Raw genomic sequence first — 8821 nt, forward strand, 5'->3', positions numbered from 1 at the left:
AGATGTGTATAAGAGACAGTCTTTATAATAATTCGATATGTGTTTTTCATGGGCTTCTTCATCAACAAGTATTGATGGTATGGTTATTCTAAACTCATTCCCCCCTGTTTTTTCTATTTTAGTGTGGCCGGAATAAACTGACTGCGCAATTCTTCTACCATGTTCGACCATTCCTACGCCTCTTACAATATTATGTGTTTCAGCGCTTATTTCAGAGCTTTGTAGAAACATTATAGCAGGGGCTTCAAATGAGGTTCGTGCTTCAAGGGCTAATTTAATTAATCTAGAAACGCCCAGTTTGAATATATAATAATATTCTTCCTGACTAAATGTCGCGTTGTATGCACTATGGTTTTTATAATGCATTAAATTTAGTTCGTTTACAGCTGAGCGTAATATCATACCTAGTCGATCTTCTTTTAAGAGCTGAGTAAACGGCTCTTCCTGTTCATTAAGAGACTTGAAAAATTCTTTCAATATAATATTATCTGACATTGTGAAACCTCTAAAAATATAATGTATAGTTCATTATAATTACATATACGCTTGAAATGAGTCATTGTATGTGAACTGTAAAACATATTAATACTTTCGGCTGGGGAATGCTTTATGTTATTTTCCTCCATACCTTCCCACACTACCCTGAGCTACCTTAACCCCACCTGCCAGTGCCCCATTCACCGCCACGCCAATCCTCACTCCTGCCTACTTGCGGGAAATGCGGCTAAATGCTCTGTTGAACCGGTGAGTTTTTGCTCAGATGCGCTTGGTCTTCCCGCGCCTGACATCTTAAATTCCACAAACCCTATGGCAGTTGTCTGGACGGCCAAAAAAATCGTCTATAACATAGCCAGTTAGACTACATATGGAGATGTAAGCATGAGCACCAGAAGAGAGATAAAGGATGGGGCACTCTTTGACGTTCTCGACAGAGGGATCGTCTACACCGAGGCGTTGGGCTGGCTTGATATGGGACATGCCCGTGGCAATGACGTGGCAACGCTCAAACGTCAATTCGTTGAGGGAGAGCGTAGCGGTAAGCCAACTTATTCCGTCATGTATCGGCAAGATATGGGTGTCTTAAAATTCAAATCGCGGCTCGGCGTCGGGAAGTTCTCTCACTGGGAAATTAAGCGTGGCCGGAGCACCGAAGACATTAACAGAATCATGCTTGCGATGATGATCAACACCGCATCCAGATTTGAAGGCCTGCAAAGCCTGCGGTCATTCTCCTGGTATACGGACAGCGGCTTTAGCGGTGAGGATTTGGTCTCCGACCTGTTCGGGTTCTATCGGGCAATTATTCCAGATCGGTACGGCTACCGTCTCAAACCCGTGAGCTATGAATCAGCCGTTCGCCGCTGGGATTACTACGGCGCTATCGGTTCCCATAAAAACCATGGCTTTCGCCCGATTCTCTTTCCTGATCCTGAGGATCAGTGTGTGCGGCACCAGCCTTATACGGTCAATCTTCCGCATTTTATGACGTGGCTTCGGCCGTGGGACGATTTTGCATCCGGAGTGGTGAAGGTCATTACAAACGATGGAACATCGTTCTCGTTCATGGGGGCTAAACGATGACAATCCTTATAAAAATTCTGAAGTGGTGTGCACTCTCGGTTGTCACCGTCTTTATCCTCGGATGGCTGTTTGTCTGGCTCGTGGCATCGGGTTCGGATGAAACGACGGTTTACACAGAAAATGACTTTTTCCACTACCACACGCTGACAGATAAGGACATTGAAAACGCTCCGCGTGTAACGGACGACTTTTATTTTGAGGCGCATCCCGGCGATGGTTATGCCCCTTCAAATAGCATCTTTTTTAAGGGGGCTACCGGAGCTGCACCGTTGCGCGCGTATCTCGAAACGCTGGGATACACAAAGGAAAAGCGTCGGCTGGGGGATAAGGAAATCTGGTCAAAACCCGATCAGATAAAAGGGGACATTTTCTATCTGTACTTCAATGCCACCACGGGTGAAGTTGAGCTGACCAAAGTGATGAATTATTGAGTTAACTTATTCCGTATCAATTAGCACCGCCTGATGATCATGCGGCGCTTTTTCGTAGTATCCCATTCAGCCATGTCTCATCCCTGTCAGGGCGGTTATCCTGTGTCGTCCAAAGCGAAGCTATCTCCATCCCCGGAACCGCCCTCAGCAACTCCTGCAATCCCTCTTCATCCAGGTCCGTAAACCGTCTTTCACCCTGCACCCGCTCACCGTTGCCATACTTAAAGGACACGTACCAGACGCCGCCAGGCTTAAGCGCATCCGCAAGCTTCTGCATCACCGCAGGCAACTCAGAAGAGGGGACATGCAGCAAAGAAGCACAGCACCAGATCCCATCGTAATGCGCCTTACCGTCGATCTCTGAAAATGTCATCAGCTGCACGGGTAGCCCGGTATGTTGCCTTGCCAGCTCCACCATCGCGGAAGAGGCATCAAAAGCATCCACCTGATAACCCATCTCATGAAAGGCTTTTGCATCCCGGCCAGAACCGCAGCCCGCATCCAGAACCCGGACACCGTGCGTCAGATGTTGGGTAAAGGCCGCGTAAAGCGGGGTCATATCGACATTGACCGTGCCATCGAAGAAATCCTGTGCGTGATTCTGATAGTAGTGAAGTGTCATTAAAACGTTGCCTCGCCTTCCACGTTGGGTTTCCAGGTATGGATAAGTTTTTCCAGCGCGGCCTGCCAGTTGCGCTGAAGAAAGCTTTTCCGTGCTTCAGGACGTTGCCCTGTCTGTAGAACAATCGTCTCATGTAACGGCAGTTTGCTCTGAATAAAATACTCATTGCGGGTGTGTAACCGCTGCAAGAGCCTGAGCTCGGGAATGCGTGCCGACTTGCCTTCAACGCCACGGTTACAGCACCGACAGGCCAGCACTAAGTTCCATACGCCGTTAATGTTGCTCACTTCATGGCGGGCAGCCCAGGGAATAAAGTGGTCGACGTCCGCCAGTTCTGCGTCTCCCGGTACCAGACTGATGGGTTTAAAGCAGTAAAAACACCGTCCTTTCTGGTACCCATTCAGGCTGTCGCGGCAGCTGGTGATGTCTACGCGACGCGCGTTCACCCTTGTGAACAGCAGCTGATTATCTTCATCGAACTCTACGCCTACAAGGTTACGCGATATCCCCATCGACCAGGCCTGTTCCACCAGGTTCCAGCGGGCATTGGTTTCAAAGGCGAGGTTTTTATACTGCAGGCGTTCGCCCAGTAAATAGAAGTTATCCGTTAGGCGGATCCCGTTGTTGGTTTTGCGCTCATCAAGGAAAAAACGTTTATCTATCTCACCCTGGTTCACGTAATGAAAGGCATCTATCACGTTGTTAAAGCCAAGGCGCACCGTCGCTTCAATGAGCTGGGCGTGGGTGATTTCGCCTCTGTTGAACTTCAGGCAGGTTTCCAGAAATTGGCTGCTGCGGGAGGTGATCTGTTTTGGCGCATGTTTCAGGTGCTCGCAAAGATAGCGGCTGAACGGCACAGCAAGCTGGTCGAGCGTAATCAAATCGCTGCCCGTTTTATCCACTTCATACAACGCTGACGCCAGCGCAAATTTGTAAGATGCGACGTTCCTTCCAAAGAGGATCACACCACGCCAGTAGTTCTCAAGCGTCGGATCGGCCTGATAAAATTCCATCGATGAAGTCCTGTTACGGTTGGCTGGACAGGGCGTTACTAAAGCCTGTAACAGGATCACATAACAAAATCAGGGTGATGTAAATCGTTAATCTATAGGTTTGATGAATTTTTGTGGGATCTGAGAAAAAGGGCTGGATGCGATGAATTTGTCGTTAAAGGTAATTTAGCGAAAGAATAGATTTCTGGATGAGGCAAATAGAAATGATTTTCAAACCTGCGATTTCCAGTATCACACCAACCCCTATTTCCTGAGTCCCCCTCGTATTTCCCAAATTTACCCATCGCAAAACCGCTGTATTTATATTCAGCTCTGTATAATAGGCAGCAGTAATTACGCCAGTCGGAAAAACGCCTCTTCATGGGGATGTCCTCATGTGGCTTATGAAGACACTACTAACATCAGGGAGCAGGTCACTCTGCCAGCGGTTCGGTCTAGCTCCTGAGGGCACATGGTCAACTTGATAAACCTAGCTTCCTGACACACCTCAGATGTTACCGCCTAACGGCCTTACACGTTGTCTTACCACCAACGGGCTATTGTCTGAAAATCAGAGGTCTCTCGGAAGAAAACCTTCTTATGTCCGATTGCGTAGGAGTACGATAAGCCAACAAGTCATTATAGATAAAAGGGTTATCTATGGCTCTACATGGAAAGTTCGTAATTAATGATGCGTACTATTCCCCGTTATCGTTTCCTGGTATAGGCACGTTTTTAGCTTTCTCTGGTAATGGTGCTTACCGTAATCGAGGGGCATGTGGAATGATCCCCAAAGAGGGGCCAGTACCAGCGGGTAAATACTGGATTGTTGACCGCCCTCAGGGTGGACTCAAGTCACAGCTAAACACAGTGGGAAGAGACATTTATAATCACTTCGCCAATGGTGCAACATTCAAACATTCTGAATGGTTCGCATTATGGCGTGATGATTGGGGGATCGACGATTACACATGGATTGAGAGCGTTCAGCGTGGCAATTTCCGTTTGCATCCAGGCGTACTATCAGAAGGTTGTATCACTCTCCCACATGATTCTGATTTTGCCATGTTGCGTAATGCTCTTTTGAGAAGCCAAAAAATAGATGTTCCTTGCATGAGGAAGCTACAGGCATACGGCACGATTGAGGTGATCTCCGGTGGCAAAACATGCCCTTAGTTTATTCATCAAGATAGTGCTGTTCGCTGTTGTTATGCTGATCGTTGCTGAAATGGTTCCGTATGATGGATTAGTTAATTCTATTATGGAGCTTTTCGATTTCCAAAGCGCCGACAAGTTTACCCGCTTCATTTTAGGTGAACCTGATTCAGAAGTTTGGGAATCCTTAGACGGCTACTTTAGCATCTTAATCAATACATTAATCAGCGTACCTGTCATGAGCGCTATTACCACGGCGTACCGTGGCGCGACTCACAAAGTTAGTCCAGCTGGTATCCCCAGAGAGTGGTTCAGTTCCACACTGCGACGGTTAGCTAAAATCTTCGGGTTTACCTTCCTGTTTTGGGCGTTATTTCGCTTGCTGCCTTATCGGTCTTTATTCCCAGATCAAACGTATTCAAATTTCACAATAGCGGCGATTGTGGGCTTTCAGTTGCTCTTAACGATTGTTTGCTACTGGTTCATCACGAAGAAAATCACAACTAAAAGGAGTTTGTAAAATGCCTATTCCGGCTTACATGTGGCTTAAGGACGATGGCGGCGCAGACATTAAAGGAGCTGTAGACGTTCAGGATCGTGAGGGGAGTATAGAGATTGTTGGCTTTAGTCATGGTCTGAACATTCCAGTAGACAGTGCCAACGGGAAGATTACTGGCAAGCGTTCACATTCTCCGATGATGATTGAAAAGGAGTTTGATAGCTCCAGCCCGTATCTATAAAAAGCCGTTGCCACCGGTCAAACGTTGAAAAGTGCGGAGATTCGCTGGTATCGCATTAACCATGCAGGACAAGAAGAATGCTACTTCGTCATGACCATTGAGGGTGTGAAAGTGACGGGCATTAACCCAGGGATGCCAAACGCTAAGATGACAGGAAACTCGCAGATCAACCACATGGAATCTGTTTCCCTGATGTATGACAAAATCACCTGGCGTTATGTTGATGGTAATGTCCAGTATACGGACGATTGGAACGTAAGAGCGTAACAAATAGAACGGAGGCATTGAGTGCCTCCTCTTTATTAACGCTTATCCTCTAAAAGGAGCCTGTCCGTAATGCTGTGTAACTGCCATCGTATTAAAGGTGATCGCTCAGTCGGTCACCGAACTTGATAATAAAACGACTCATTGCCAGCCCGCAGAGCGGCGAATGGTTGCTCTGAGGTCCATGCGGGCGCTCACCTTATATTCTGATAGTCATCGCTGCGTAATTTCCCTGACCCAACCCTTTTCCTGAATCCCCCTCGCAAAATTCAAATTTACCCCACGCCAAACCGCTGTATTTATATTCAGCCCTGTATAATGAGCACCAGAAATTACGCCGAACGGCAAAGGAAGTAACGAAAAGTATTTAAAGAGATATTTCGCGATATGAAGGTGCTGCAACACCCCCATACCGCTAACCACAAACAACTAATCAGGAGTTGAAAATGGCTGCGACGAATTTTAAGCCAGAGTTTACTGTTTGCAAAACAGAATCAGACGCTTTCACCAGCATGATTGAAAACCGCGAGCTGGTACGCAAAAACAGCGCCCGCCGTCTGCACGGCAACCCGCCCAACGCGGCGCCTGTTCATCCCCGCGCGGAAACGCCGCAGGACAGTGCAGCCTGCTGCGAACTGTATGCGCGCATAGACATGAAATATCTTCTTCTGGGCGGCGAGTGGTTAACCCGTGCTGGCTTTATTAACGGCATGCCGGTAAAAATCCGCGCCATGAAAGACTGCATTGTCATTACGCCCCAGCATACAAGAGAATTATGGGGATGCCTGGAAGGGATGAGCGTGGTGAATATCAATAAACAGAAAGTCGCACAGTTGCTGAAGACCTTTCCGGGAGCGCTGAATGATACCGGTGATATACCGACTGTTAAGCGTGGAACAGGGAAGGCGATGTCCGAGTAACCGTGCTTCCCACCTCATGTAATCCTTGGAGCAATAAAACGATACGGGCATGTTATCCCATGCCCGTAATCTTCAGAAATCACTCGTGCTGTACCTGCTCTTTCACAGCCTTAACCAGCACAGCGTGAAGTTCGCCGACGGTTAAATCGCGTATAACAGGTTCGGGTATGCCACGTACCCAGCGGATAAATCGACAGATGCCAAAAAAGTCTATACCTTCACCTGTAAACAGATACTCATTTTCTTCGAGAGAGAACGTTTTCATATAGCCATCTTCTTCCGTGGCAAGCTGAACGCCAAAAGCTTCTTCGCAGTCTTCCAGTAGGTCTTCGCCATCCATACCGCAAATATGCAAATCGGCCTCAATCAACGTATTGCTATCGATAGGTTTACGATGCTCACCTGAGGAGTTTCGAACAACCTCAATGACTTGAGAGAGTGTGGGTTCCATCATGATGCTCTCCTTTAAGCGGTGGAAATCATCGCCAGCGCTTCCCGGCGTCGTTCCGCTTGGTCGGACCGACAAGCACAACGTTACCCCGGACCGAGAAATTTTAAAGTCGGTTCAGGCTATCGCCATATGATTCCAGGCATCTCTGTAAACTATATTCCCGTCACAGTGTTTCCTGGTGATTGCCTCATATCTTAGCTCGATTGTCTCTGTATGCGTTCCTGTTCCAGAACCCGGGAACAGATTTGGCGTAATCCCCGTGATTTTTACATTCTCCAGGATAATGTTGAAATATTCTCTCTCGATTCCTGCATCATCAATTTGATACATTTTGATCGTAGCCGATTTTAGCGTTTGGTTTTCACACAGTGCCCTGATAAGAACCGGAGTTGTTTTATCAAACTCTTTCTGAACAGCAATCGGTGTATGTACACGGGTACCTGTTAGTCGGCCTGTATGTCCACTCACAGGAATGGTGAGGTGATGAGCGACTGCCTTTAATTCAATAGCACCTAACCGACCGGACACCATGGAACCTCCTACGACGGGTGAGCCATTAGCATCGGTTAACCAAAGATATGCTGGATTTGACATGATTATTCCTCATCTATATTTACAAAAGAAGGTAGGTGCAACATCGCCACGACCCATATGAATAAGCCAATAATTTTCAGCGGCCATGGTTCAAGGACAGCTATACAAGCAAATGCACCGATGATCATTAAGGGACCTGATAACACATCCAGGATCCCGCCCAAAATACGTATCTTTCTTGGTAGTAATTTATTCATTACTAGTGAAAGAATGTAAGCGCTTAGGGTAATGATGCAAAAGGCGATTATTTTATCATTCCAGGATTCGAATTCTATCCAGCAAAGGATATAGGCTAAAACTAAATATGCGCAAAGAAGCAGATTTATAATTGGGATGATAAACTTAATCATACGCGCCTACCGTAGTGTGTGTTGTTAGTTTTTCATTAACTTTCTTCATGATCTGATTAAATACAGGCATACCTTCTGAATAACCTGCATGGATAGCATCTACGAAAGGCTGGACGGCATCAGCGAACAGAAAATAAAGTAGATCGTAGTCTCTTGGTCTCAGAAGTTGATATGTCTCAGGGGCTTCGGCTTTGAGTCTGTCAGATGTTCTGATTGAGCGTTCAGCCATTCCCCCAAACAAAAGGAGTGTGCTCAGTGCCGTGATTGGTTTTTTTTTCCCTTTGAAAACAACAAATGTGAAGGACGTTCTTTCAATAACATGTTTTGCGATAGTAGATGCAATAATATTGGTTGATATTCTACCTGCAATTGAAGTCGTTACAGATCGGTATATTTTATCCTGCTCATCCTCGGTTAAATATCTATTGAATACTTTAAAAATACATTTAACTGCGTTGACAATGTTCTCGTAATTCAAAATGTCGTTTTTTATGGCAGTCATCATTCTTATACGTTGAGTTTCACGGGCATACCTCGTATCCCTGTCAAAGATACCATAAACCATATATCCATAATCTAGCGGTACAAATAGCCCTCCATTTATAAGCCCAGTAACTGTATCAGGAGAAACGATAATATTGCATAATCTCCGGGCTATATCTTCTACATCGGCCATAATAATCCCTGTCTCTTATACACATCTGACGCTGCCGACGACGGA

The 8821-nt window shown here is 46.4% G+C and carries 12 protein-coding genes and 1 pseudogene; 6 read left to right on the forward strand and 7 right to left on the reverse strand.

Annotation, left to right across the window (positions count from 1 at the left end; all coding sequences use genetic code 11):
* The coding region (locus HBA26_RS22020; protein WP_166721048.1) for a hypothetical protein at nucleotides 1-495 on the reverse strand (495 nt) is incomplete at its 3' end.
* A 384-nt stretch (nucleotides 496-879) separates the two neighbouring features.
* Between HBA26_RS22020 and HBA26_RS22025 the strand changes: the two genes are divergently transcribed.
* Both HBA26_RS22025 and HBA26_RS22030 read left to right on the forward strand, forming a co-directional pair.
* Entirely contained in the window at nucleotides 880-1581 is a 702-nt protein-coding gene (locus HBA26_RS22025) for a hypothetical protein (protein WP_166721049.1), read from the forward strand.
* Complete coding sequence (locus HBA26_RS22030; protein WP_126345391.1) at nucleotides 1578-2012, forward strand: hypothetical protein; 435 nt, start codon at nucleotides 1578-1580, stop codon at nucleotides 2010-2012. The genes HBA26_RS22025 and HBA26_RS22030 overlap by 4 nt, the downstream gene beginning before the upstream one ends.
* Nucleotides 2013-2049: 37 nt before the next feature.
* Here the strand turns inward: HBA26_RS22030 and HBA26_RS22035 are convergent, their stop codons facing one another.
* Both HBA26_RS22035 and HBA26_RS22040 read right to left on the reverse strand, forming a co-directional pair.
* On the reverse strand, nucleotides 2050-2634 hold the full coding sequence (locus HBA26_RS22035; RefSeq protein ID WP_126345392.1) for a class I SAM-dependent methyltransferase: 585 nt from the start codon (nucleotides 2632-2634) through the stop codon (nucleotides 2050-2052).
* Nucleotides 2634-3647: an HNH endonuclease domain-containing protein gene (locus tag HBA26_RS22040; protein WP_126345393.1), complete on the reverse strand. Its 1014-nt coding sequence runs from the start codon at nucleotides 3645-3647 to the stop codon at nucleotides 2634-2636. The genes HBA26_RS22035 and HBA26_RS22040 overlap by 1 nt, the downstream gene beginning before the upstream one ends.
* A gap of 639 nt (nucleotides 3648-4286) precedes the next feature.
* On the opposite strand from HBA26_RS22040, the gene HBA26_RS22045 reads away from it, so the two are divergent.
* The 4 genes and pseudogenes from HBA26_RS22045 to HBA26_RS22060 all read left to right on the forward strand — a co-directional run bounded on the left by HBA26_RS22045 (nucleotide 4287) and on the right by HBA26_RS22060 (nucleotide 6705).
* Nucleotides 4287-4802: a DUF2778 domain-containing protein gene (locus HBA26_RS22045; RefSeq protein ID WP_126345394.1), complete on the forward strand. Its 516-nt coding sequence runs from the start codon at nucleotides 4287-4289 to the stop codon at nucleotides 4800-4802.
* Nucleotides 4783-5301, forward strand: a complete 519-nt coding sequence (locus HBA26_RS22050) for a hypothetical protein (protein ID WP_126345395.1) — start codon at nucleotides 4783-4785, stop codon at nucleotides 5299-5301. The genes HBA26_RS22045 and HBA26_RS22050 overlap by 20 nt, the downstream gene beginning before the upstream one ends.
* A 1-nt stretch (nucleotide 5302) precedes the next feature.
* A pseudogene (locus HBA26_RS22055) lies at nucleotides 5303-5788 on the forward strand (Hcp family type VI secretion system effector).
* 443 nt (nucleotides 5789-6231) lie between these two features.
* Nucleotides 6232-6705: a SymE family type I addiction module toxin gene (locus HBA26_RS22060; RefSeq protein ID WP_166721050.1), complete on the forward strand. Its 474-nt coding sequence runs from the start codon at nucleotides 6232-6234 to the stop codon at nucleotides 6703-6705.
* A 79-nt stretch (nucleotides 6706-6784) separates the two neighbouring features.
* On the opposite strand, the gene HBA26_RS22065 is transcribed toward HBA26_RS22060, so the two are convergent.
* The 4 genes from HBA26_RS22065 to HBA26_RS22080 all read right to left on the reverse strand — a co-directional run bounded on the left by HBA26_RS22065 (nucleotide 6785) and on the right by HBA26_RS22080 (nucleotide 8776).
* Nucleotides 6785-7156, reverse strand: coding sequence for a hypothetical protein (locus HBA26_RS22065; RefSeq protein WP_126345470.1), 372 nt, complete (start codon nucleotides 7154-7156; stop codon nucleotides 6785-6787).
* 114 nt (nucleotides 7157-7270) lie between these two features.
* Nucleotides 7271-7750, reverse strand: a complete 480-nt coding sequence (gene tssD, locus HBA26_RS22070) for a type VI secretion system tube protein TssD (protein ID WP_126345397.1) — start codon at nucleotides 7748-7750, stop codon at nucleotides 7271-7273.
* 2 nt (nucleotides 7751-7752) lie between these two features.
* Nucleotides 7753-8100 (reverse strand): hypothetical protein, encoded by a 348-nt coding sequence (locus HBA26_RS22075; RefSeq protein WP_126345398.1) that lies wholly within the window; start codon nucleotides 8098-8100, stop codon nucleotides 7753-7755.
* Entirely contained in the window at nucleotides 8093-8776 is a 684-nt protein-coding gene (locus HBA26_RS22080) for a hypothetical protein (protein WP_126345399.1), read from the reverse strand. The genes HBA26_RS22075 and HBA26_RS22080 overlap by 8 nt, the downstream gene beginning before the upstream one ends.
* Between the last annotated feature and the right edge of the window lie 45 nt (nucleotides 8777-8821).

The organism is Enterobacter sp. 725m/11, from assembly GCF_011683705.1.
GTDB lineage: Bacteria > Pseudomonadota > Gammaproteobacteria > Enterobacterales > Enterobacteriaceae > Enterobacter > Enterobacter bugandensis.